The sequence below is a fragment of the Geminicoccaceae bacterium genome (genome assembly GCA_020638465.1).
Taxonomy (GTDB): Bacteria; Pseudomonadota; Alphaproteobacteria; order Geminicoccales; family Geminicoccaceae; genus JAGREO01.
Genome location: JACKIM010000001.1, coordinates 469998 through 491995 on the forward strand (window position 1 = coordinate 469998; position 21998 = coordinate 491995).

General features: G+C 62.1%; 25 protein-coding genes and 1 tRNA gene. 10 read left to right on the forward strand and 16 right to left on the reverse strand.

The window, feature by feature from the left end:
* Positions 1-71: 71 nt before the first annotated feature.
* Positions 72-854, reverse strand: coding sequence for an enoyl-CoA hydratase (locus tag H6851_02220; GenBank protein MCB9942429.1), 783 nt, complete (start codon positions 852-854; stop codon positions 72-74).
* Positions 855-963: 109 nt separating this feature from the next.
* Here H6851_02220 and H6851_02225 point away from each other — a divergent pair, with 109 nt between their 5' ends.
* The 4 genes from H6851_02225 (at position 964) to H6851_02240 (ending at position 4893) form a co-directional block, all read left to right on the forward strand.
* Positions 964-1692, forward strand: a complete 729-nt coding sequence (locus H6851_02225; GenBank protein MCB9942430.1) for a ParA family protein — start codon at positions 964-966, stop codon at positions 1690-1692.
* Positions 1693-1853: 161 nt separating this feature from the next.
* Positions 1854-3308: a S8 family serine peptidase gene (locus tag H6851_02230; GenBank protein MCB9942431.1), complete on the forward strand. Its 1455-nt coding sequence runs from the start codon at positions 1854-1856 to the stop codon at positions 3306-3308.
* A 5-nt stretch (positions 3309-3313) separates the two neighbouring features.
* Positions 3314-3625 carry a hypothetical protein gene (locus tag H6851_02235; protein MCB9942432.1) on the forward strand — a complete coding sequence of 104 codons (312 nt, stop codon included), beginning with the start codon at positions 3314-3316 and terminating at the stop codon, positions 3623-3625.
* Positions 3626-4269: 644 nt separating this feature from the next.
* Entirely contained in the window at positions 4270-4893 is a 624-nt protein-coding gene (locus H6851_02240) for a hypothetical protein (GenBank protein MCB9942433.1), read from the forward strand.
* 238 nt (positions 4894-5131) lie between these two features.
* On the opposite strand, the gene rpsA is transcribed toward H6851_02240, so the two are convergent.
* The 3 genes from rpsA to aroA all read right to left on the reverse strand — a co-directional run bounded on the left by rpsA (position 5132) and on the right by aroA (position 8940).
* Positions 5132-6859 (reverse strand): 30S ribosomal protein S1, encoded by a 1728-nt coding sequence (rpsA, locus tag H6851_02245; protein MCB9942434.1) that lies wholly within the window; start codon positions 6857-6859, stop codon positions 5132-5134.
* Positions 6860-6934: 75 nt separating this feature from the next.
* Positions 6935-7573, reverse strand: coding sequence for a (d)CMP kinase (locus H6851_02250; GenBank protein ID MCB9942435.1), 639 nt, complete (start codon positions 7571-7573; stop codon positions 6935-6937).
* A gap of 41 nt (positions 7574-7614) precedes the next feature.
* Positions 7615-8940: a 3-phosphoshikimate 1-carboxyvinyltransferase gene (aroA, locus tag H6851_02255; protein ID MCB9942436.1), complete on the reverse strand. Its 1326-nt coding sequence runs from the start codon at positions 8938-8940 to the stop codon at positions 7615-7617.
* Between the two features lie 176 nt (positions 8941-9116).
* Here aroA and H6851_02260 point away from each other — a divergent pair, with 176 nt between their 5' ends.
* Together H6851_02260 and H6851_02265 are read left to right on the forward strand one after the other, a co-directional pair.
* A complete protein-coding gene (locus H6851_02260; protein MCB9942437.1) occupies positions 9117-9536 on the forward strand; it encodes a TIGR02300 family protein in 420 nt (139 codons plus the stop codon).
* A 56-nt stretch (positions 9537-9592) separates the two neighbouring features.
* Positions 9593-9668: transfer RNA gene (locus tag H6851_02265), tRNA-Ala, on the forward strand.
* On the opposite strand, the gene H6851_02270 is transcribed toward H6851_02265, so the two are convergent.
* Both H6851_02270 and H6851_02275 read right to left on the reverse strand, forming a co-directional pair.
* On the reverse strand, positions 9631-11193 hold the full coding sequence (locus tag H6851_02270) for a recombinase family protein (protein ID MCB9942438.1): 1563 nt from the start codon (positions 11191-11193) through the stop codon (positions 9631-9633). The two genes, H6851_02265 and H6851_02270, sit on opposite strands and share 38 nt — an antisense overlap.
* Positions 11190-11552 carry a hypothetical protein gene (locus tag H6851_02275; GenBank protein ID MCB9942439.1) on the reverse strand — a complete coding sequence of 121 codons (363 nt, stop codon included), beginning with the start codon at positions 11550-11552 and terminating at the stop codon, positions 11190-11192. Before H6851_02275 ends, H6851_02270 begins: the two co-directional genes overlap by 4 nt.
* A 410-nt stretch (positions 11553-11962) precedes the next feature.
* On the opposite strand from H6851_02275, the gene H6851_02280 reads away from it, so the two are divergent.
* Positions 11963-12250 (forward strand): hypothetical protein, encoded by a 288-nt coding sequence (locus H6851_02280; protein MCB9942440.1) that lies wholly within the window; start codon positions 11963-11965, stop codon positions 12248-12250.
* Positions 12251-12261: 11 nt separating this feature from the next.
* Here H6851_02280 and tnpA read toward each other — a convergent pair whose 3' ends face one another.
* The 8 genes from tnpA to H6851_02320 all read right to left on the reverse strand — a co-directional run bounded on the left by tnpA (position 12262) and on the right by H6851_02320 (position 17201).
* Positions 12262-12693, reverse strand: a complete 432-nt coding sequence (tnpA, locus tag H6851_02285; GenBank protein MCB9942441.1) for an IS200/IS605 family transposase — start codon at positions 12691-12693, stop codon at positions 12262-12264.
* Between the two features lie 111 nt (positions 12694-12804).
* Positions 12805-13947, reverse strand: a complete 1143-nt coding sequence (locus H6851_02290; GenBank protein ID MCB9942442.1) for a type IV secretory system conjugative DNA transfer family protein — start codon at positions 13945-13947, stop codon at positions 12805-12807.
* On the reverse strand, positions 13940-14269 hold the full coding sequence (locus H6851_02295; GenBank protein ID MCB9942443.1) for a hypothetical protein: 330 nt from the start codon (positions 14267-14269) through the stop codon (positions 13940-13942). Before H6851_02295 ends, H6851_02290 begins: the two co-directional genes overlap by 8 nt.
* Positions 14266-14640: a hypothetical protein gene (locus H6851_02300; protein ID MCB9942444.1), complete on the reverse strand. Its 375-nt coding sequence runs from the start codon at positions 14638-14640 to the stop codon at positions 14266-14268. Before H6851_02300 ends, H6851_02295 begins: the two co-directional genes overlap by 4 nt.
* Positions 14637-15194, reverse strand: coding sequence for a hypothetical protein (locus H6851_02305; GenBank protein MCB9942445.1), 558 nt, complete (start codon positions 15192-15194; stop codon positions 14637-14639). Before H6851_02305 ends, H6851_02300 begins: the two co-directional genes overlap by 4 nt.
* Positions 15191-15490, reverse strand: a complete 300-nt coding sequence (locus H6851_02310) for a hypothetical protein (GenBank protein MCB9942446.1) — start codon at positions 15488-15490, stop codon at positions 15191-15193. Before H6851_02310 ends, H6851_02305 begins: the two co-directional genes overlap by 4 nt.
* Entirely contained in the window at positions 15490-16014 is a 525-nt protein-coding gene (locus H6851_02315) for a hypothetical protein (protein MCB9942447.1), read from the reverse strand. Before H6851_02315 ends, H6851_02310 begins: the two co-directional genes overlap by 1 nt.
* A gap of 2 nt (positions 16015-16016) precedes the next feature.
* Positions 16017-17201, reverse strand: coding sequence for a hypothetical protein (locus tag H6851_02320; protein ID MCB9942448.1), 1185 nt, complete (start codon positions 17199-17201; stop codon positions 16017-16019).
* Positions 17202-17465: 264 nt separating this feature from the next.
* Here H6851_02320 and H6851_02325 point away from each other — a divergent pair, with 264 nt between their 5' ends.
* Together H6851_02325 and H6851_02330 are read left to right on the forward strand one after the other, a co-directional pair.
* Positions 17466-18881, forward strand: coding sequence for a hypothetical protein (locus H6851_02325; GenBank protein MCB9942449.1), 1416 nt, complete (start codon positions 17466-17468; stop codon positions 18879-18881).
* Between the two features lie 76 nt (positions 18882-18957).
* Positions 18958-19893, forward strand: a complete 936-nt coding sequence (locus H6851_02330; protein MCB9942450.1) for a hypothetical protein — start codon at positions 18958-18960, stop codon at positions 19891-19893.
* Between the two features lie 22 nt (positions 19894-19915).
* On the opposite strand, the gene H6851_02335 is transcribed toward H6851_02330, so the two are convergent.
* Together H6851_02335 and H6851_02340 are read right to left on the reverse strand one after the other, a co-directional pair.
* A complete protein-coding gene (locus tag H6851_02335; GenBank protein MCB9942451.1) occupies positions 19916-20161 on the reverse strand; it encodes a toxin-antitoxin system HicB family antitoxin in 246 nt (81 codons plus the stop codon).
* Positions 20158-20580, reverse strand: coding sequence for a putative toxin-antitoxin system toxin component, PIN family (locus tag H6851_02340; GenBank protein ID MCB9942452.1), 423 nt, complete (start codon positions 20578-20580; stop codon positions 20158-20160). The genes H6851_02335 and H6851_02340 overlap by 4 nt, the downstream gene beginning before the upstream one ends.
* A gap of 479 nt (positions 20581-21059) precedes the next feature.
* Here H6851_02340 and H6851_02345 point away from each other — a divergent pair, with 479 nt between their 5' ends.
* Entirely contained in the window at positions 21060-21971 is a 912-nt protein-coding gene (locus H6851_02345; protein ID MCB9942453.1) for a DUF1738 domain-containing protein, read from the forward strand.
* Positions 21972-21998: the final 27 nt, after the last annotated feature.

A 21998-nucleotide genomic window follows, 5' to 3' on the forward strand; every position in this document is an offset into this window, starting at 1 on the left:
TAGTGACCAATGCCGGAATGTGCCAGCCGCGGATGATGCACGTTCCCCATTGCAGCTGGCACCATCCTCGCTCAGGCAGCGTTCCACACCGGCTTGCGTTTCCCGGTGAAGGCTTCCAGCCCCTCCTCGAATTCCTTGCCCAGGGCATTGTCGACGATCACATCGGTGGTCATCGCGTAGGCCGCCTCCATCCCCAGCTCCAATTGGGCGTAGAAGGCCCGTTTGCCCAGGGCCAGCACCGACGCGGGCTTGTCGGTGAGACGGGCAACCATGCGTCCGACCGCGTCATCGAGTTCGCCCGGCGCGACCACCTCGTTGACCAGCCCTTCGGCAAGCGCCCGCTGCGCATCGATGAAATCGCCGGTCAGCAGCATCTCCATGGCCAGCTTGCGCCCGACATTGCGCGACAGGGCCACCATCGGTGTCGAGCAGAACAGCCCGAACTTCACGCCGGATGTGGCAAAGCGGCTGATGTCGGAGCAGATGGCAAGATCGCAGGCGGCAACCAGCTGACACCCGGCTGCCGTGGCTATTCCGTCGACGCGGGCAATGACCGGTTGCGGCATCCGGGTCAGCTTCATCATCACGCGCGAGCAATGCGTGAACAGTGCATGGACCGGCCCATAGCTTCGATCCGCACCGATTTCCTTGAGGTCGTGACCGGCGCAGAAGGCCTTCCCATTGCCGGTGAGGACCACCACACGCACGCTCGCGTCGACGGCAAGTTCGTCTATCGCCCGTTCGAGCTCGGTCAGCAACTCACCCGACAAACTGTTGAAAGCTCTGGGCCGGTTGAGGGTCAACCGGAACTCCTCGCCGCGGCGTTCCTTTAGGAGAAGCGCTTCCTCGGTCATTTTCATACCTCGTTATGATGGCGGTCACTTTGGGGGTTGTCACGATTGGCGTTTCCGGCCCAATCTTACCATTACGCAACGTTGCGGGATCAGACGTGAGGAACGAACCGTGCAGATTTTCCGCCGGCGAGTCAAAGGTGCGCCGCGAATTATAGTCGTCGGCAATCTCAAGGGCGGCACCGGCAAGTCCACGATTGCGGTCAATACGGCCTGCGCCCTTGCCGACGAAGGGCACAAGACGGTCATCATCGACACCGATCCACAGAAGAGTTCGACGCTGTGGTCGAACGGCGGCCTGCTGCCGGCGGCCGTTGCCGAATTTCCGTTGCGCGACCTCAATGCCGCCGGCGAGTGGATCGAGGAACTCGACATCCTGCGTACCCGCTACACCCGGCTGATCATCGACCTGCCGGCAGTGGTCTCACCGGTTCTGGCCTCGGCATTTCTCGTGGCGGATGTCATCCTCATCCCGAGTTCAACCTCGGAAGTCGATGTTCAGGCGACCAAGCGGACCCTGCGCTATGTCGGACAGACGAGGCGCGAACGGGCCTCCGCCCCCCCCAAGGTGCTGATCGTGCCGAGCCAGGTCCAGAAGGGCTGGTTCAACGATGGCGGTGTTCGGGAGCAGCTTGAAGGCTTCGCCGAGGAAATTGCCAAGCCGATCCGCTACGACAAGACCTTCGGCCGGGCCTTCCAGGCTCGCCGCTGGATTGGCGAATTCGCCTCCGGCTCCTCCGGGCACCGGGATATTCTCGCCCTTGCGAGGCAGGTCGAGGCATCGCTCAAGCAATCGTCCCAACCGGCTCCCCAAATTCACCATGTCCGTGCACCCGCCTGACTGAATTATCAATCAACAGTAACAGTAACCGACGTCTTCAACACCGCACGGTGTCTGCCAGAATTCGGGCATTCGAAGGTTGAACATTATCTACCTTTGATGTTATTTTAGCTTCCGTTGTTTTTCCTATGATTTATAATTTCATGTTTGGGAGAATCATTGTGGCGAGATCCAGATTGTCGCGTCGTGTCGAGAAGATCCTCGATGAGGGACAGGGGGCGTTGCGCAACGTTATTGTTCAAAGGCGCATTCAGGACAGCGAGACCGTAGCCGCCCTGTCGAGGATCGGCGATGTGCTCACCAGAAGGCTGTTCGTCAGCGACAAGTCGCAGATGCTGCCCAATGGCGGCAACGAATCGGCCAGCCTCTCGGCTAACGGCCCCGATCGAAGCCTGCTCGGCCATTTGCGCGACCGGCTCGAACAGCATCGCCATGCCACGAGCGGCGTTCTCGACCGGGTTGCCGCCAAGGCAAGGGGCGAGACCCGCAAGCTGTGGATCGCCGACAGCATCGTCGCGGAACTCGACAAGGACGACGTGGCCGCACTCGCCGGGGCGGATGGCGGCGAGATTGATATCTTCGAGAACGCCAAAGTGTCGCTTCCGGCCTTCAATGCCAGTGGACTGCCGATGCAGGCGTCCGACGAGCGCGGCAGCGCCTATGGTCTCCAGCTTACCAACGCCCTCGCGGCCTGGGGTGCCTACGGCGCCCGTGGTGGTGGCGTCCGCGTTGCCGTCCTCGATACGGGCGTCGATGGCACGCACCCCGACCTCGCCGGCAAGATCGACGCGTTCCAGGAATTCGACGGCAATGGCAATCCCACCGGCAGCACCACGCCTCATGACAGCGACCGCCACGGCACCCATGTTGCCGGCACCGTGCTGGGCGGGAATGCCGGCGGCAGCTGGATCGGCATGGCGCCAGAAGCCCGACTGCTCGCGGGGCTCGTGCTTCCGGGCGGCAGTGGGACGGTGGCACAGATCCTGGGCGGCATGCAATGGGCCGTCGACAACAATGCCGATGTCATCAACATGTCGCTGGGCGGCCTGACGCTGGAACCGGATGTCCGCTCCCCCTACAATCAGGCGATCATCACAGCACTCATGGCCGGCATTCCGGTGGTCTGCGCCATCGGCAATGACGGTCATATCGTCTCCGGACCGCCCGGGAACGACCCGTTCGCGTTCTCTGCGGGGGCTACCGATTCCGACGACCGCGTCGCCGGCTTTTCCGGAGGACGCACCCATCGCTTCATCGACGATGACGGCGTACCGCCGACCTTCGATCCGTTCGTCTACATGAAGCCCGACGTTTCGGCTCCGGGGGTCGATGTGCTGTCATCGGTACCTGGTGGTGACTGGCAGCGTTTCAGCGGCACTTCGATGGCCACCCCGCATGTGGCCGGTGCCATCGCCCTCATCCTGTCCGCGACCACGATCCGGGAATCGCAAAACGGGACCGATCGGGCGTTCCTGCTGCAGGACCTGCTGGCAGGCACCTCGCGGGATTTCGGTGAGACCCGTACCGACCAGCGCTACGGAGCCGGCCGCATCGACGTCCTCGCGGCCATCGCCGAAGCCCATCGTCAGGGCTTCGCCTCCCAACCGGTCGCCTGACCTCCATGGGCCAACCCGATCCCGAGAAGATCACCGATGCCGAATTGCGACGGCTTGCCCTTCGCGGCGGCATCGGCCTGCGCAGCATCCTTGTCGCACCGTACCGGGCGGCCATGCCGGACGCGTCGCCGCAGGAGGCTCTCGACATCCTCGAGGCTGTCCTGCGCGCACGCGGCCTGACCGTCGCCTGCCGCCTCGATCAGGCCACCCGGCTCGTCGTCGAGGTCGACGTCGCGACACTGCTTGACCTGACGTCGCTGACCGAAGTCGGCCGGATCGACGACAACGGCATCGTCCGGGCCATCGACGGGAAATGAGGGAAGGAGTGAATATCCCCCGGCTCGTACCTGTTTAGTGAGTTGCCTTGCTTGAGGCGCGGCTTTTGGAGATGGCGGCTCGGCTGGAGGAGGTCGAACCGCGGGCGATCGCAAGCGGCCTGGTCGGTGCAAGGGGCATCAAGGATCTCGCCGGAACCGGTCCGGGGATGGCGGCACGGTGAATGAGTGGATCGATGTTCCGCTGGAGCGTTGCTTGGCGTGTGATACGGCCCTAGCGGCAGCAATGGACAGGGCGCTTACGCAGTGGATCGTGGAGGTTCCGCCGATCGTGTCGCGAATTGTACAGCTGACAACGCACCGCAATCATTGTACGGTATGCGGTCAGTCTGCGTCGTCGAGCCATCCCCTGCAGGTCTCTGGCGCGAGCGGATCGGCTTCGACGCATCTCGGGCCACGGGCAGACGATCGCAACGCGCTCCTGACCCGGATCAAGGCCGAGCCGCGCTCCACACCAATGAAACAAGCTGGTTTGTCGGCGAGCCGAAATCCAGCCTGTGGATTCTGACCAACAAGGCCGGGACTTATTACAAGATTGTCTCTTCGCGCAGCAAGGCCGCGGCCATGGAGCTGATGGGCGACTAGAGACTTTCCCGTTCAGGCGGAATAGCCTGAACGATCAGGAAATGCGTCAAAACAGACAGATAGAGCCAGTTTTCCGATTTCATCTAATCGGGAAACTGCTCTATCGTGGCGTTCTCGTTTCCTACTGCCTCAACATTTACGACGACCTGACGCCGAGCCAGCAGAACTGCTACGTGCATCACCTGAAGAAAATCAGCGGGGCCCTTGCCGGTGCCGATGCCGGATCGGCATGGCTTCTGGAACTGCGTGGCCTGCTCAAGGGTGCCATGGCTCTCAAGGCAGCCCAAGGCGATCTTCCTGCCGGTCAGTTCGCCAACACGCGGCGCGCCCTTGATGCCAGCGCCGACCGGCTTCTGGCCATCTCACGCCCGGGCGGCGGGGCGCGAATACGAAAACGCATCGCCAAACAGCGCGACCATCTCTTCGCATTCCTCGCATTGGTGGGTCAGATATTCGTGTTTGTCGGTGATATACCAGATGAGGCGAACAAGGTCGCAGATCCGACCGCCGACGGTTTCGAGAACACGGACGATATTGCACAGAGCCTGTTCCGTCTTGGCCGAGGAGGTCATGTATTTCGAACCTGCCATGGTCATTCCAGCCGATCTGGCAGCAGATATACAATGTGCCGTTGTTGCTGCGTATGCCATTGGCATAGCCTTTGACCGGCGGCCAGCCATCGGGCCGGATGATGTCATGCGCCAAGTGCATTGATCGCTTCATGTGGAATGGCCTGCAATTGAAAACGGCACCACCCTTTCGGGCAGCGCCGCTTCCTTTTCCCGCTACAGGGGCGATGGACTCGCCAGCACGCCGGCCTTTTCGAACCGGGACGCCGCCTTACCCATCCGCAATGTCGACATTCCCGCCATTCGGATGTTTCCACCCGAAAGACACCGGAAACTAGTTCTCGTTCTGCTCTTCCTGCTTCTGCCGGATGGCGGCACCCAGGATGTCGCCCAGCGACGCACCGCTATCGGAGGAACCGAACTCGGCCATGGCCTGCTTCTCGTCCTCGATCTGCAGCGCCTTGATTGACAGGGTCATGCGACGGCTCGTGGCATCGATATTGGTGATCTTGGCATCGACCTTCTCGCCAACGGCATAGCGGTCGGGACGCTGCTCGTCGCGGTCGCGAGAGAGATCGACCTTGCGGATGAAGCCGACGGCACCCGAAGATGTCTCGACCTCAATGCCACCCGTGGTGATTTCCTTGATCGTGCAGGTCACCCGGTCGCCGCGCTTGATGCCGGCGGTGGCCTCCTTGAACGGATCCGCCCCGAGCTGCTTCATGCCAAGGCTGATGCGCTCCTTCTCGACATCGACATCGAGAACGACCGCCTTGACCACGTCACCCTTGTTGTAATGCTGGACGGCCTCTTCTCCACTCTCCTCCCACGACAGATCGGACAGGTGAACCATACCGTCGATGTCATGTTCGAGGCCGATGAACAGGCCGAATTCGGTGATGTTGCGGATCTCGCCCTCGATCACCGTTCCGGCCGGATGGGTCTCAAGGAAGGAATCCCACGGGTTGGCCATGGTCTGCTTGAGGCCCAGCGAGATACGGCGCTTCTCGGGGTCGACCTCGAGAACCATCACCTCGACCTGCTGGCTGGTGGAGACGATCTTGCCAGGGTGGATGTTCTTCTTGGTCCAGCTCATCTCGGAGACGTGCACCAAGCCCTCGACGCCAGGCTCCAGCTCCACGAACGCACCGTAATCGGTGATGTTGGTGACCTGACCAGTAAATTTCGCGCCAACCGGATATTTGAGCTCCACGCCTTCCCAAGGGTCGGCCTCAAGCTGCTTCATGCCGAGGCTGATGCGCTGGGTTTCGCGATTGAAGCGGATGACCTGAACCTTGACCGACTGGCCGACACCCAGCACCTCGTTGGGGTTGTTGACCCGCTTCCAGGAGATGTCGGTGACGTGCAGCAGGCCGTCGAGGCCGCCGAGATCGACGAACGCGCCGTAATCGGTGATGTTCTTGACCACACCGTCGAGGATCTGGCCTTCGCTCAGCGTCGACAGCAGTTCCTCTCGCTGCTCCTTGCGGCTCTCCTCAAGGACTGCACGACGCGACACGACGATATTGCCACGGCGGCGATCCATCTTGAGGATCAGGAACGGCTCCGGCTTGTTGACCAGAGGAGTAACATCGCGCACCGGACGGATGTCGACCTGCGAGCCCGGCAGGAAGGCCACGGCTCCGCCAAGATCGACGGCAAAGCCGCCCTTGACCCGGCCGAAGATCGAACCGTCGACCTTCTCCTGTTCATTGAAGGCCCGCTCAAGGCGATTCCAGCTTTCCTCGCGGCGCGCCTTGTCGCGGCTGAGGACCGCTTCGCCCGTCTTGTTCTCGAAGCGTTCGACATACACTTCAACGGTGTCGCCAACCTTCACCTCGGGCGCCTGGCCCGGGGCTGCGAACTCCTTGAGCGCGACCCGGCCTTCGGACTTCAGGCCGACATCGACAAGCGCTTCCTCGCTGTCGATGGAGATGATCGTACCCGTGACGACGGTTCCCTCGATCTTGCCGCCGGCTCCGCCGAAGCTTTCGTCAAGCATGGCCGCGAAATCATCGATCGATGGGCTCCTGGCCTCGCTTGCGGCCGTTCCTTCAGTCATTCGTACTCCAAAATGGATCTGCTGCATGGCCATGAGGCCCGAAGCAGGGTTAGGGTTGCACAAACAGGCCCGGGATCATGCCGATGCACCGAGCTTCTCGTCGACGAGGTTCCTGATTGCCTCGAATGTCTGATCGACACTGAGATTCGAGGTGTCGATGACCGTCGCGTCTGCCGCAATCGTCATCGGCGCAACCGCCCGTGCCTCGTCACGACGGTCACGCTCCCTCAACTCATCGAGAACGCGCGCGTATATAGGCTTGTCACCCCGCTTTAGCAACTCCTCGTGACGCCGCCGCGCACGTTCTTCGATACTCGCGGTGATGAAGAACTTGAACCGGGTCTCCGGTACGATCACCGTACCGATGTCACGGCCGGCCACCACGCTGCCACGGTCGCGGGCGGCGATCTGTCTCTGGACGCCGAGCAGCGCCTCGCGCACGGCCGGTATGGCCGCAACGATCGAGGCCTGGTTGCCAATACCCTCGCCGCGCAGGCGGTCACCGTCGAGGTCCTCCGGTGTCAGGGCCTTCGCCTCGTCGACGGCAGCGGTCTCGTTGGCGGCAGCGATGCCCTTGTCGAGAAGGCGCCGTGCCACGGCCCTGTAGAGCAGGCCGGTGTCGAGGAAGCGCAGGGTATAGTGCCCAGCGAGCCGGCGAGCCAGCGTGCTCTTGCCGGACCCCGCCGGACCATCGATGGCGATGATCAGCGGGATGATGGGGCATGCGATCGGATCATGTCCGTCAGCTGCACCGTTCACTGTCCGGGTTCCCGGCTGATGGCTGCACCAAGTCCGTTCATGGCGGACTCGAAGCCCGGGAAGCTCGTGTAGATTGCTTCCGCACCCTCGACAGTCACCGGTGCGTCGCCCAGTCCGCCAAGAAGAAGGAAGCTCATGGCGATGCGGTGATCCAATCGGGCGTCGATGAGCGCCTTTTTCGTGGTTGTGCCACCGTGCACGATGAGGTCGTCGCCCTCGACCCCCGCTTTGACACCGCAGGCCGTGAGTCCCTCGGCCATCACGGCCAGGCGGTCGGTCTCCTTGACCCGCAGTTCGGCAAGCCCGCGCATGACCGTCTCGCCCGAGGCGAAGGCGGCCACGACTGACAGAACGGGATATTCATCCACCATCGAGGGAACTCTCGACGCGGGGACTTCAATGCCGCGCAGGTCTCGGGCCTCGACCGTGAGATCGGCGACAGGTTCGCCGGCCATCTCGCGTTCGTTGGCAAACGTGATGGATGCACCCATTTCTCGCAGGGTGGTGATGAAGCCGGTGCGCAGCGGGTTGATGGAGATGCGTTCGATGACGACGCTGCCTTCGGCGCGCAGGACGGCGGCTGCCAGCGGGAAGGCCGCCGATGACGGGTCGCCCGGAACCATGAAATTCTGTGGTGACAATTCAGCCTGACCCGTCACGCTGACCCTGAGTCGCCCGTCGGCCAGCGGCTCACTGTCGATGACGGCTCCCATTGATCGCAGCATCCGTTCCGAATGATCTCGGGAAGGAAGGGGTTCGATGACCGTCGTGCGGCCTGAAGCATGCAGCCCCGCCAGCAGGATCGCCGACTTGACCTGGGCCGACGCCACCGGGCTTTCGTATTCCAACGGCAGCAGTTCGGCACTGCCGCGCATCGCCAAAGGCAGTCTTGCGCCATGTCGGGTCATGAAGACAGCCCCCATGCGTCCCAGTGGCTCGGCAATTCGCTGCATCGGCCGGGAACGCAGGGAGGAGTCACCGGTGATGATGCTCGTCATCGGATGCCCGGCAAGGATGCCCATCAAGAGGCGTGATCCGGTTCCGGCATTACCCATGTCGATCACGTCGGGCGATTCGGCGAAACCGCCGACGCCACGTCCATGCACCGCCCACTGACCCTTGCCGGTACGTTCGACAGTGCAGCCCAGAAGGCGCATCGCTTTCGCCGTCGCCAGCACGTCCTCACCTTCGAGCAATCCGGAGATCCGGCTTTCGCCGACGGCGAGGCCTGCCAGCATCAGGCTGCGGTGGGAGATCGACTTGTCGCCGGGAACGCGGACCGTGCCCCCGAGCGCGCCATGAGGCTCGGCACGCAGCTGCATCGGTATTCTCTACTTTCAGTTTATACGGTTCAGGGAACCAAAGGGCCGCCGACCGGGCCTTTTGAACTGGAATTTGCTTTTGACAGGTCCGATCGATCATGGCAATTGCCGATTCCGCCGATGCCCGCCGACGAGGCGGGCCACTCCCCGCAATGTCATCAGACCCGGAGACGAATTTGCCGAAGCCAGAGTGGGGGACCAAGCGCACGTGTGCGAACTGTGGCGCGCGGTTCTACGACCTTGCCAGAGCGACGATCATTTGTCCCGCCTGCAGTGCGCCCTACGACCTCGAATCCGCAGGTCGGACCCGCCGCTCGCGCGGGACCTCACGTGTCGTTGCCGCTGCGGTCGAGGAGGAAGTGAAAGAGGTCGAGGAGGTCGACGAGGAAGAGATCGACGAGGAGGATGAGGAGGACGAAGATGTTGTCGCCACCGACGCCGAACCGTCGGGTGATTCCGATGACGATGAACCCGTGACCGACGACGAGGAAGACGAGGAAGACCAATCCTTGATCGAGGATGCATCCGAGCTCGGTGACGACGACGATGTATCCGAAGTGATCGACGGCGATATGACCGATGAGGAACAGATCTAGAATTTGAATTTTGCACTTGCGTCCGGGGCGAGCTTTGCTTATCCACCGGGCCGGACGGGGCCGTAGCTCAGTTGGGAGAGCGCCTGAATGGCATTCAGGAGGTCGAGGGTTCGACTCCCTTCGGCTCCACCATCATCCCGTTTCCCCCGCTAAAATCCGCTAAAGTCTTGAAAGGTAAGGTGGTTTTTGGTGTTCGATAGCCCTCGTTGCGGCTGTATGAAATCCGCTCGGAAAACGCCAGTCTGAGCACTGTCCGTTGCAGGGTGATGCGGCCGGATCTCCAGAGATTCCAGGGGTTTGCGAGAAATTTCAGGCTGAGTTCGATAAACTCCTCGAACCTGCCTTGCGGAAGCTCGCCGTCTTGCAGTTTTTCCGTCAGGGACAGGCGCCGGCGCTCCAGTTGCTCGATCTTTGTTTCGTAGGCCTTGACCACACTGTCGTTGGTCGCGGCGATGATCCGCTCGAGCAGGCGCTCGGTCTCCGCTTCAATGTCGGCGAGGTCCTTGCGGAAAGCCGCGAGCCGGGCTTTGGTCTGCTCGCTGCGCTGTTGCCAGGCATTCTTGAACATGAGCGTGGCCAGCTCGATCAGACGCCGCGTCGGTTGCAAGGAGCGGACGATTTCCTCGAAGGCACCCTCGATTTCCGCTTGCGGGATCGACTTGCGGCAACTCGGACAGCCGCGCGTGTCGCACAGATAGTACGGGTACTTCTTCGTCTTGCCCTTCGACCAGCAGGCGGTGAGGGGCTTGCCGCAATCGTCACAGAGGACGAAGCCGCGAAGGGGAAAATCCTCGCTGATGTTCTTGCGGGCCGGAGCCTTGGTGCCGGACGCGCGGCGCTCCTGCACCTTCTCGAAGGTCGCGAGTGAGACCAGCGGTTCGTGGTGTCCCTTGACCCAGTCGATGTCCCAGTCCGCGTGGCAGAGAAAGCCCGCATAGATCGGCCGGGTCAGCAGCCGTGTGACCTCCTGCTGGCGGACGGTGCCGTAGCCGTTCTTCGGGAAGGCGGGCCGGCTTTCGAGGAAGCGCTTGACCTCGGCCTGACTGTCCAGACGGCCGCAGGCGTAGGCTTCGAGAGCCTCGGTGACGATGCTCGCCACCGGTTCGTCGGGCACCAGCAGCTTGCCGTGGGTCGGAGTTTTGGCATAGCGATAGCCGACCGGCGCCTGAAACACCCAGTAGCCGTTCTGCATCCGCGCACGCATTTTCTGCGTGACCTGCCGCCCGTTCTGCTCGCGCTCCAGGGCCCCTTGCGCTGCCAGAATGGTCTCGATGAACTTGCCCTCGGGGCTGTCGTCGAACTTGAAATTCAGGCATTCGACGCGGGCCTTGCGGGCGCGGAACGCCTTTCTGAGTTGCAGATGAAACTCGGTGTCGCGGGCAAAGCGCTTGAGATCGTCGAAGATGACGACATAGCTTTTTTCCGGCTGCGCATCGAGATAGCTCAAAAGAGCGATCATGCCCGGACGCTTCATGAAATCGCCGCCGCCGGAGACATCGTCGGGAAACACGGCCTCGACCGCATAGCCATGCGCCTGCGCATACTCCCGGCAACGGGCTTCCTGCGATTCGAGGCCGTGACCGTCGCGAACCTGTTTCTTGCTCGACACGCGGCAATAAATGACCGCGGCCTGCTTTTCAGTGGATGGATGGGTCAATCCGGCCTCCTTTCTGACGGCTCGGGCGATGTCGCCGTTCCGTCGGCGGTTTCTTGTTGGTTGTGATCGGTCGAGCCTAGCATATCCGGCGCGGTGTTTGCGACAAACTCGCCGAAATCGCGCTGTTGTTCACAGGCCTGCTGCAGCGGGTGCAGGCCGAAGCCGAGATCGACGAAGGCGACCATGATCGACCAGAGGGTTTCGATGAACTCGCGTTTTTCCGCGTCGGAAAGATCGCTGTCTTCGAGATATTTTTCGTACAGCGCCCAGTCGATGGTGAGTGCCGGGCGTTCGGCGGTGGCGGACGCACAGGCGTGCGGTTCGCTGTCGTCTGGTTTATGAATAGCCATGGCCTGCAACTTATGAACTCGTCGGCCGCGATCCTGAGCCTCATCGCATGGCTCTCGGCCGCAACCATGAGTGTCGGCAAACTGGCTAGACATGTCGCGTTAGTAGTGGTAGCTTCTAAGGCTAGTTTATTGATCGAAAGTGCAATCGAAGGTGGTAGTCGATGGGCAAATTTCGGATAATGGTTGGTTGAGTGAGTTCCGATAACGCCGAGGAGCTATCGGGCCCTCTAAAAAACAAGCGGCAGAGGGGTGCGCCGTTAGTAATCGGAGCCGAAAGGAGCAAAGGTGACGACCGGCAGCTCACTACTCCAGACTTGCCGATTGCAGGTGGCAAAAGGGGAGGCATCCATGAGGAATTTCGAAAGGGTGTCACGCTGTGGGGTCGGCTACAACGATCGTTGTCCGGAACTGTCAGTGGCTTGCCAGTCGGCAGTCGCGCGGGCAAGCACAGCTTTCTCAAGACGATTTGTGGATCGATTGGATTTACCCTGCCAGTCGCGGGTTTCATTGCGTCGGTATTGTTCTCGCAGCGAGATAATGCGGCGCAGGCTGCGGCATTGTTCCTTGCATTTCCGCAAGCCGCGTATGGACTCGCCTTGGTGGCATTGCTAAGTAAATATCCCCCGGCAGAGCCGGGGGCTTTGGTTGAGAGCCGCTCAAAGCGGCGGTTTGCGGCGCTGCGCGGCCGCAATCCGTTCGCCGCCTGAAGGCGGCATGTTCAGGGTAACAGCGCGAGTTGATCGAGCCGGCGATCTTCCTTCTCCTGATTGCGAATGTAGTCGCGGATGACCGTTTCGTCTCGCCCGACCGTGCTGACAAAATATCCTCTTGCCCAGAAATGTTGGCCAACGAAATTGCGTCGGCGTTCGCCATAAACACGGGCTAAGTGAATGGCGCTCTTCCCTTTGATGAAGCCGACGACATTGGAGACAGCATATTTGGGGGGAATGGCGAGCATCATGTGGACGTGATCCGGTAGCAGATGACCTTCTATGACCTTGCTCTCCTTTTGTTTGGCTAGCTGTCGAAAAACCGCGCCGAGATGTGGGCGCAGGCCTGTATACAGCGTCTTGCGTCGGCATTTCGGGATAAAGACGACATGATATTTGCAGTCCCAAACGCTGTGACTTAGGCTCTGATACGTGTCCATCGCTGACGTTCCTTCCGTATGCGTGGTGGCAAACGAAAGAAACCCGGCGATGGACTGCCGGAAACGTCAAACTCGGGCTGCCGCCCCGGCATAGCCGGGGGATCTCCTATTTTAGTTTAGTCGATCGGTCCGAGACCCTTCATCTGTCATGCCCTCGCCCATGGCCCGGCTGACGCGTTCCGCCTCCTCGAACGAGGAGAAGCCGAACCACTGCTTGACCACCGCATTCTCCTCGATGGTCGCGGTCTCCTTCTCGCCATAGCGCCGCTGGATCTCGGAGCGGGACTGGGCGATCATGTGGCAGGTGCCACCATAGCCGCGCATGGTGGTGAGCGCGCCGATCAGCGCCTTCAGCGGAGCATTGGTGAACTCGTCGAGAATGTAGTGGACGGGTCCCGCCCGTCCGGTGAGCGTTGCCTCGACGAAGGATTGCAGATGCAGGGCGTAATGCGGACCCAGCCGCGCCATGTGACGCTGCGGGCCGACAATGAAGATGATGTACTTTTCGCGGATGAGCTCGGCATGTGTCAGGAATGCGTCCGCGCCCGCCCGGTGCAGCGGGCTGTCGGCGCTGTAGATGCGCAGGGCCTTGAGCGCCGCGCCGCGATGCTGGCCGTCATGTTCCTTGTCATGCTCGCGCATGTCGAGGATGTGGCTGGCCAGAGCCGCCAGAACCTCGTCGCCTTCCTCGACCTCGATCCGCGCGGCGGACAGGAGCGTGTTCGTATCGGCAATCAGTCCCCAGATCCCGCCGGGTGTGACAAGGGACGAATCCCGCTTGAGCAGCGAGCGCATGGCAAACTCGATGATCGAGCGCGGCTCGTCGCGCCAGTACTGGTTGCGGGCATCGTCGGGCGGATCGCTGATGAGCGCGTGATTGGCATTCTCGGCGGCAAAGACAAGCTCGCCATTGGCAGCCTGATACGCGGCAACCACACTGCCCAGCGGCGTGAGCGATACGGCGTAGGGATTGTCCCGGCCGAGCACGGCAAAATCGTCGATGATCGCCACCTTGCGGCCGTAGGTCCGGCAGAGACCGGCGCATTGCGCCGCGATCTCGCCATCCTTGGCGTCATTGACGATGATCGCCCGTTCGCGGTCTTCGATGAGCGAGAGCAGCCACGGCACGGCCCCGCTGGTGGTCTTGCGGCTGCCGGCGGCGGCCAGCAGCAGGGAATGGGCGGCGGGCCATGGCGCGAAGATCGGCTTGCCGTCGAAGCCCAGACCGATCACGCGGCGTATTTTGTCAGTCATCGGTCATGCCCGCCCGCCTGAGCGCGTTCCCACCCGCCAGTTCCGCCGGACGCAGGGCCTGCCCGCGCGCCAGCAGGGCCGCGATCTCCCGCTGGCGGGCATGGATGCGGACCATGGTGGCGATGGCGCGGACGAAAAGCGTGACCGAGGCCAGCCCCATGACACAGGCCAGCACGCCCATCGCCCACCACTCCGGCCGTGTCGGCCAGATGTTCCAGCCGAGAACGCCGGTCGCGACCGAACCGAGGAACTGGCCATTGACGGCCAGCACCGCGCTCCACGGGATGCGGGCGAGACGCCGCAGTGCATCCTGCTCGCTCATGATCCGGCGCTCCCGTTCGCGGACCGCGCGGCCGCGACGATCTCGCGGCGGATCCGGCCGAGATGGCGGTAGGTTCCCCACACCGCACCCGACAGCTCGCTGCCGCGCAGATCGCGGCTCAAAAGCTTGAGCTGGCCGGTGAGGAGCCCGGCGGTCAGAACAATTCCGGCCGCCACGCCCAGCGCGCGGATCTCGTTCTCAAACAGCAGATCGGCGAAGGACCAGGCAAAGCCGCCGCAGCCCGCCGCCAACAGCACGCTGCCCGCCAGAAGCGGGCGGCGGACAGAGACGACCGTGAGCGCGGTCAGCAGATAACTGTCGCGATGGGTGTGGACGGCATGGCCGTCGATGGTGACGGAGCCGAGGATCATGACCCGGCCCTCCCGGTGCTTGTCCCGGCCATTGAACAGGCCGGGCCGCTCAGCGTGCGCGTCAGTTCGGAGGCGAGATGTTTCATCGGCATTGGGGAGACGAGCCGGGCAGATCCAGCATGAAGGGCGAGCGCGACCCGCTGCTCCTCGATGAACACCGAGGAGGCACAGGCGCAGCGCGACCCGGCAGTGGCCGCCGCATGCGCAATGCGTTTTTCTTCGGCCTCATGCCGCAGACGTTCCTGCTCGCGCAGGACGACTGCACCGGGACCGCCGAGATCGGGATTGCCGATCTGGCGGCAGATCTCGTCCAGCTCGGGCATGATCCCGCCCAGCATCGACCGGCAGTCCGTGTCGGGCAGAACCGTCGGCGGTGTGCGTTCCGCCTCGACCTGCTGCTCAATCCCGCTACGGCATTGTTCCTGCCAGCCCGAGCGGGCGATCATCCGCTCGCCCACCAGCGGCCCGGTGACAAAATAGCTCACACCGGCCCAGGCGATGGCGGCGACAAGGGTGCCGCCGCCCACCGGCAGGCTGTCGGGCTGGAGCATCATGGCTCGTCCCCCGCGCCGCCGGTGCCGATGTCTGCACTGTCTTCGCTCCCACCCTTGGGCTCGTCCTTGAAGTAGCGGATGACCGGGCACTTGCCGTCGTCAGGCACGACCCGCTGCTTCGTCTTCAGGCCGATATACTCGCACAGCAGGTAGTAGCGGCCGCCATGCGCATCGCGGTAGGCGTAGTTGAACAGCAGATGCGGCGCACCGTCCTCGGGCGTGCCGGTGAGCAGGCTCAGGGCGGCCGCGAGCAATGCGGTGGCGTGCAGGCGGACGGATCTTGCTGGAGAGCGCATCACTCGTTCTCCCCGTCGAAGTCGAAGCGGCAATATTGCCGTGCATAGGCGGCAAGCTTGTCCGGCGTCGTGCCGAACAGGGCGGCATGATCTCTCGCGATCTTGTCCGGGGAGACGAATTGCGGCGCGCCCGGCCCGTCCTGCTGACCGAGATCGATGCGATTGCCGAAAACCGAACCGGTTTCCTTGCGCTGGAGGTAGCACCATTTCTTCGCGGACCGGTCGGCGATCAGATCGCTGACGGAGCCGTAGGCCGTGCCGGTCATGATCAGCAGCCCCGTTCCGGGCACCTTCTCCTCCTTGAAGAAGTTCAGGGTGCTCATCTGTTCGAGACGCCCCATCACATCGTCCCGGCGGGTCTGATCCCCGGTCTCCTGTTCGACCGGCGGCGGACTGGACGTCCGGGGCTGATCGAACGTCGCGCGGGTAAAATCCATCACGACAAGCCCCACGGCACCGGAGACCATGACGGTCGAAATCGCCGTAGCAACCATGAGACCGAGGACTCTTGTGAGCCTGTGCATAATCAGGATTCCTTCTTCTGATCAGTGGATTTTTTTGACTTGCGGCGGTCGCGGCGATCCTCTTGCGTCACCTCGATCTCACGGAACGCGGCGACCAGAATGATGAGCAGGCCGGCCGGCGCGATGCCGATGAACAGCGCCGCCGTCCAGTTGGTCATCAGCGGCTGCCAGTAGGTAAAGATCGCGGTCATCGGGTCTTCCGGACGCGGCAGCGCCCCGGTGATGTCGCTCTGATCCCCGAGTTCATCGAGAGCGGTGCGCAGCGTCGCTGTGACCGGCGCGATGCGGCCAGCGATGGCATTGACCTCGTCGGTCTGCGTCTTCTGATAGCCCGTTGAACCGGAGCTGCTATCGGCGAGCGAGGCTTCGAGGCTGGCAAGCGTGCTGTCGAGCGACTGCACGAAGTCGCGCTCGCGAAAGGCGGCAAAGGCCTCATCAGCACTGTCGGCCGCATAGGAGACCTCCGCCATGCGCTCGCGGATGGGACCTTCGCGATAGGTCGCCGCCTTCATCGCCCGCAGCGCCTGCGTCAACGGGTCCTGCAAGGCACCCATGCCGGCGACACCGGCCTGCAGATCCTCGATCAGCGCTTCGAGCAGGGGCGCGATCTGGCCATAAGCCGCCGAAACCTTGCCGTGCCCGCTGCGGCCCGACGAGCTGCCATAGGCGATCTCGTTCTGTTCGAGTTCGCGGAATCGCCTGGCCTGCGCACGCAGGGCCGGTTTGAGACGCGAGGCGATGGTCGTCCGCTCGACGGTCGCCGCACCGCGACCCTCATAGGCCTTGGCGACACCGACCAGCGACATCTGAGACGCCCGGCTTCCCGACAGGGCCAGCATGTTGAACGGCGCATCAATCCCCGCCATCAGGCTGACCATGATGCCGCCAGCAAGCAGCGCCGTGCGCAACTGCCGTCCGCTCAGCCGGTAGACAAGGCCGAACAGATAGTTCCACGTGATCCAGGAATAGAGCCCGACCGTCGCAGCAAATGCCAAGGCCTGGCCCTTCTGGATCAGCGTCGCGCCGGATTTCATCAGCGGCACGCTGACGCCGTAATAGGTCAGCAGCATCGATCCGGCGCTCGGGATCGCGAGAAGGATACTCGTGTAGCACTCTTTGTTCGCGACCTTCTCGGAGAGAACCTGCTCTTTCTCCACGGCGGCGTTCTTGCGCCGGCTGTGAAACATCCGTTTGAAGATCCTCTCGGCACGAATAATGAACGAATCCCGATCAACGCGTTCTGGATCTGTCTTCAACGAACGCGCCTTGCGCGGTTTTGGAGGAATGGACTTCAAGATCTGTGCTCCTTTTCCGGTTTCGAACCGGCGCCCCGGCCGCGTGGGATCGGGCCGAGATTGCGGCGGTTTCTGACGACCGCCGTTGGAGCACGGCTTTCAGCCACCGCTTCCTCGCGCAAATCTCGCGCACCGCTCTTGACAAGCCGGAGCGACATGGTTCGCCTTCAGGGCGAAGGGGATCTTGTCGAGGAGGACGGCCCGTTGATCGTGAACACACCTGCCGCCGTCGCATTTCTGGCGGCGCGCATCCGCGAGGTGATGGCAACAAAGCGCTATCGGCGGCGTCCCTGGTCACGGAAACGGATCGCCGATGACATCACCACCAGCGAAATGATCGAAGGCACGTTGTCGGACACGACGCTTGGACGCTTTCTCGATCCCGCTCAGCCGCAGCAGCCAAGTGATGCGACAGTGACCATGGTGGCCGGATTCCTGCTCCATCACCGCTACATGCGCAGGGAGGAACTAGACTGGATCGGGCAGACAGCCACACTTGGTTCAGGCCTCTCCCTGATCGACTTCTTCGACATTCCCGAAACCGGAAGCCATGCGAAATTCCTGGACGATCTGGGCGGCCATTATGTCGGCGTTCGCGTGAGCGAACCTTTCGTCCTGCAAACGCGTCTCATCCTGCATGGCATCACCGGGCAGCGTCTGCTCGCGGCGACCGAGATCATGACGCTCTTCCGGCGGCCGGGCATCGCAAGGGCGCTCTCGCAGGCGCAATTTTCGGATATACGTCCCGAGATCGCGCTGCGCCGGATCATCGACACATTCGATCTGCGATCCGAGCACGAACAGACGGCAACCGGATGGCTGTTCGCATCCACCGATCTGATGGCACTCTTTCTCAAGGCCTCGGATCGAGGCCGATCCTCGATTGTGAGCGTCGACGAGGTGACAGGCGACGATGGAGAGATCGTCAGCCTGACGGGCAGCCGCAATGACGGCTGGGTGTTCAAGGATTCGGAAGAGTCCGAGATGTCGGAACCGGCAGCGTTTCAGGCCCGGCCGGACAGGCTCATGCGCCGCCTTGCCATTGATCCACAGTTTTCTCGGGTGAATTCCTTTGAAAAGATTGCCTCGACAGGCGAGCGCAAGTTAGCCTCGAACATGAGGCAGCGGAGCTTTTTCGACACCGCCGCCGAGCGAGGAGATTTGGTCAACACCACCGCAAGAAAGCTGTTCAACGAAGCTGCGACCGCCGACGGGAAACTGGAAGTCGCTCTGGCGTGGAGCGAGTTGGAGCTGTTTACCAGCGCGCTCGAAAGCGGTGCGGATGCCAACATCACGCCGAATGGAAGCGAGGAGCCGCTCATATTCGGACTCGCGAAGAACGGTCGTCTCGAATGGGCCAGAGCGCTCCTCGAAACCGGACGGTGCCGGATGGTCAAGGACAGGAACGGATGTTTCCCGAGTTTCCACGCCGCCGTTCTTGCCCGCAGTGTCGCCGGGGTATCAGGGGCCGAGGATCTCGCTGCCAGATATGGCATGCTGCACGACCTGCTCGTCGCCGAGGAAGACCGGCAGAACGTGTTCGACCAGGGCTCGAAACCCGCAGGACCGTGACCATTCTCCCGGTTGACAGAAAATCCTGACTGACAATGACTGACCGCATGGCGAAACCCTTCATGCGGACGGGATCATGGCGGACGACAGCGATGATGACGATGACAATATTCGTCCCATCCGGAAATATCGCCCTGACAAGAAATCACTGGAGATGGCGAGACGGATCGCCGAGGCGCAGGGCCACGCCTTCGACCGTGAGGCCACGCGCGAACTGGGCGGCAAGCTGCACGATGTCATCTATGCCGATCTTGTTCGGGTGCTGGAGATCGATCCGGCAACGCTCGACTTCCGCTCGGGCGTGTTTCCCGAGGCACGGGCGTTCACGGCATCCAGCAAGGACGGTAAGCCGGCCGTCGTGCTCGACACGGTTTTCGAATTCTGGATGTTCTCACTCGCCCATCTCGTCTGCATCTGCACGTTCACCGTGCCCGAGGCGCATGAGCGACGGTCCATCGTGGCGAATGTCGAGCGTCTGTTCGAACTGTTCAGCTATTCGGGACGATTCGAAGATATCCGAGAGCATATGGAACCGTATATCGAACACCCTGAATATGGAACTGAGATCCTCAAACTATCAAATCTACTCACGCGCGGCATGACCGTCTTCGTTCTCTGCCACGAACTGGCGCATGTGCAGCTCGGTCATCTGGATACATCCGAAACCACAGCCGAGACGGAACTTCAGGCCGATGCCCATGCGGTCACGCTGTTCCGCCGCGTCAAGGACTACGGCCGCTCCGATAACAAAACCTACATCCATATCGACCCGAAGATGGCCGGTGCGCCCTTGATCCTCAGCATGATCTTTGAACTCTACGAGGCCTGGCTGACCTCACGCGGCGTTGTTCTCGGTGATGTCTCGAAACATCCACCGGCCTCGCAACGGACGGCGCAGTTGCAAAAACTCATGGGGTCAGAACTCAACGAGATTGCGCTCAACATCACCATCGGTGCGACGGAAGCCATCAAGGACATCGCGCGCTGGCTCGGGCTCCCCGCGCTCAAATAGACGCAGTGGGAAGTTTTGCGCTCTACAGACGAACATCATCCAGCCGCGGTTCCATACCGCCCTCGCGGCGCAGGATCTTCCGGGCCGCGTCGATGTCGGCGTCTTGACGCCGCTTTTCGAAGAAAGCTGCGGTTTTCATGGCCGAGAGCTTTTCGGCGACGGCCGTCACGACGAACTGGTTGATGCTCGTGCCATCGTCCTTACTGGCCTGCTCCACCGCCGCTTTGAGCGATGCCGGCAGGCGAAGCGGATAGGTACTGTTTTTCATGTCTTGATCCTCCTCAAGGCTTCTTGCGGCGAGATCAGGGCAATGCCGAACTGCTCCGGGGCCTTGCCGAAATCCCGTACATTGAATGTCACCAGAGCGTCCGCCTGTCCGTTGATCGCGGCTTCGAGAACCATCTCGTCGGCCGGGTCACGCAATTGCGGACGCCAGAGATAATGCGCCTCGACCGGATCGCCGACCGCGCACAGCGCGGTGACGACCGTGCGTACCTGCTCGATGCTCAGGCCGGATTCGATCCGCTGCGCCGGATCGGAGGTCACCGCCTCATATTCCAGCACCAGCGGTACGGACAGGACCGGCGTGAAGGCGCCATCGAACGCGCTCTCGATCAGTGCGGCAGACGCGCCTTTCGGGCTGCGCAGGGCCGCAACGACAACATTGGTGTCGAGGACATATCTCATCTCTTATAATGTAACGTTATATGTGATATCATTCAAGAAAAATAGTCAACCTCTGGGGCACGTCCTCCGTTGTCGGACCGGGTGCTACTCGGCTGCGCCTCACGGAACCTCGCCTTTGCCGAGTTTCCGTCATTCGGTCACGCCCCCTCGCGCGTGAAGGAAAGAAGGAGGCGGCCCAATCGGGCCGCCGCTTTTTTGCCTGGCGCGTGGCGGGGCCACGCTTGAACCCAACCTGCCAGCTTAATCGAAAACCGGCGACGCTTTCGCTGTGGGTCAATCATCTTCCGCCGCTTTGCGGTCTCCCGAGAAGATGATGGACCCATCGCCGGACTTCGATCTCCCGACCGGGTGCGGACCTCGCTGACGCTCGGGCTTTCCTTCCCTGTCTTTCGGTCGCTCGCCGCTGGGCAAGGGTTCATGCGCGGTCTTCTTTTTTTTCAAAGGTGGCTGACGCGGGAAACCAACCAAGCGAGGACATCATGAAAACCGATCTCTATCAACGCGTCACCGACAAGATCGTCGCCGATCTTGAAGCGGGCGTGCGCCCGTGGATGAAGCCATGGAACGCCGACCATGCGGCGGGGCGGATCACCAAGCCCCTGCGCCACAACGGCCAGCCCTATCAGGGCATCAATATCATCATGCTCTGGTCGGCGGCGGTCATCAAAGACTTCAACGCGCCGATCTGGATGACCTTCCGGCAGGCCAAGGAACTCGGCGGGCATGTCAAAAAGGGCGAGAAAGGCGAACTGGTCGTCTATGCCGACCGCTTTCGCAAGACGGAAGTCGACGAGGCCACAGGCGACGAACAACAGCGCGAAATCCCCTTCCTCAAAAGCTATACCGCGTTCAATGTCGAGCAGATCGAGGGCTTGCCCGAACAGTACTACGCCCTTGCCGAGGCGCAGGCCGATCCCGTGGAACGGATCGAACAGGCCGAGGCGTTCTTCGCCGCCACCGGGGCCGATATCCGCCACGGCGGCAACCGGGCGTTTTATCGTCCCGCCGACGATCTCGTGCAGATGCCGCCGTTCGAGACGTTCAGGGACGCGGAAAGCTACTACGCCACGCTGGCGCATGAATGCGTCCACTGGACCAAACACGAGAAGCGTCTTGACCGGGATCTGGGGCGCACGCGGTGGGGCGATGAAGGCTATGCCCGCGAGGAACTGGTGGCCGAACTCGGCAGCGCCTTTCTGGCCGCCGATCTTGGCCTCGATCTGGAACCCCGCGACGATCACGCCGCCTATATCGCCTCATGGCTCAAGGTCCTGAAAGACGACAAGCGGGCGATCTTTCAGGCTACGGCGCACGCCCAGCGCGCCGCCGATTTCCTCCACGGTTTGCAAGCGAAGACAGCCGACAACCCGGCCATGGCCGAGGCGGCATAAACGCAGGATGGCAGCCCCTTGCCCCCG

Coding starts and splice junctions, on each gene's coding strand:
- H6851_02220 (MCB9942429.1), bottom strand. CDS start 854: ATGACCGAGGAAGCGCTTCTCCTAAAGGAACGCCGCGGCGAGGAGTTC.
- H6851_02235 (MCB9942432.1), top strand. CDS start 3,314: ATGGGCCAACCCGATCCCGAGAAGATCACCGATGCCGAATTGCGACGG.
- H6851_02240 (MCB9942433.1), top strand. CDS start 4,270: ATGCGTCAAAACAGACAGATAGAGCCAGTTTTCCGATTTCATCTAATC.
- rpsA (MCB9942434.1), bottom strand. CDS start 6,859: ATGACTGAAGGAACGGCCGCAAGCGAGGCCAGGAGCCCATCGATCGAT.
- aroA (MCB9942436.1), bottom strand. CDS start 8,940: ATGCAGCTGCGTGCCGAGCCTCATGGCGCGCTCGGGGGCACGGTCCGC.
- tnpA (MCB9942441.1), bottom strand. CDS start 12,693: ATGGACACGTATCAGAGCCTAAGTCACAGCGTTTGGGACTGCAAATAT.
- H6851_02290 (MCB9942442.1), bottom strand. CDS start 13,947: ATGACTGACAAAATACGCCGCGTGATCGGTCTGGGCTTCGACGGCAAG.
- H6851_02295 (MCB9942443.1), bottom strand. CDS start 14,269: ATGAGCGAGCAGGATGCACTGCGGCGTCTCGCCCGCATCCCGTGGAGC.
- H6851_02300 (MCB9942444.1), bottom strand. CDS start 14,640: ATGATCCTCGGCTCCGTCACCATCGACGGCCATGCCGTCCACACCCAT.
- H6851_02305 (MCB9942445.1), bottom strand. CDS start 15,194: ATGATGCTCCAGCCCGACAGCCTGCCGGTGGGCGGCGGCACCCTTGTC.
- H6851_02310 (MCB9942446.1), bottom strand. CDS start 15,490: ATGCGCTCTCCAGCAAGATCCGTCCGCCTGCACGCCACCGCATTGCTC.
- H6851_02315 (MCB9942447.1), bottom strand. CDS start 16,014: ATGCACAGGCTCACAAGAGTCCTCGGTCTCATGGTTGCTACGGCGATT.
- H6851_02320 (MCB9942448.1), bottom strand. CDS start 17,201: ATGTTTCACAGCCGGCGCAAGAACGCCGCCGTGGAGAAAGAGCAGGTT.
- H6851_02325 (MCB9942449.1), top strand. CDS start 17,466: ATGGTTCGCCTTCAGGGCGAAGGGGATCTTGTCGAGGAGGACGGCCCG.
- H6851_02330 (MCB9942450.1), top strand. CDS start 18,958: ATGGCGGACGACAGCGATGATGACGATGACAATATTCGTCCCATCCGG.
- H6851_02335 (MCB9942451.1), bottom strand. CDS start 20,161: ATGAAAAACAGTACCTATCCGCTTCGCCTGCCGGCATCGCTCAAAGCG.
- H6851_02340 (MCB9942452.1), bottom strand. CDS start 20,580: ATGAGATATGTCCTCGACACCAATGTTGTCGTTGCGGCCCTGCGCAGC.
- H6851_02345 (MCB9942453.1), top strand. CDS start 21,060: ATGAAAACCGATCTCTATCAACGCGTCACCGACAAGATCGTCGCCGAT.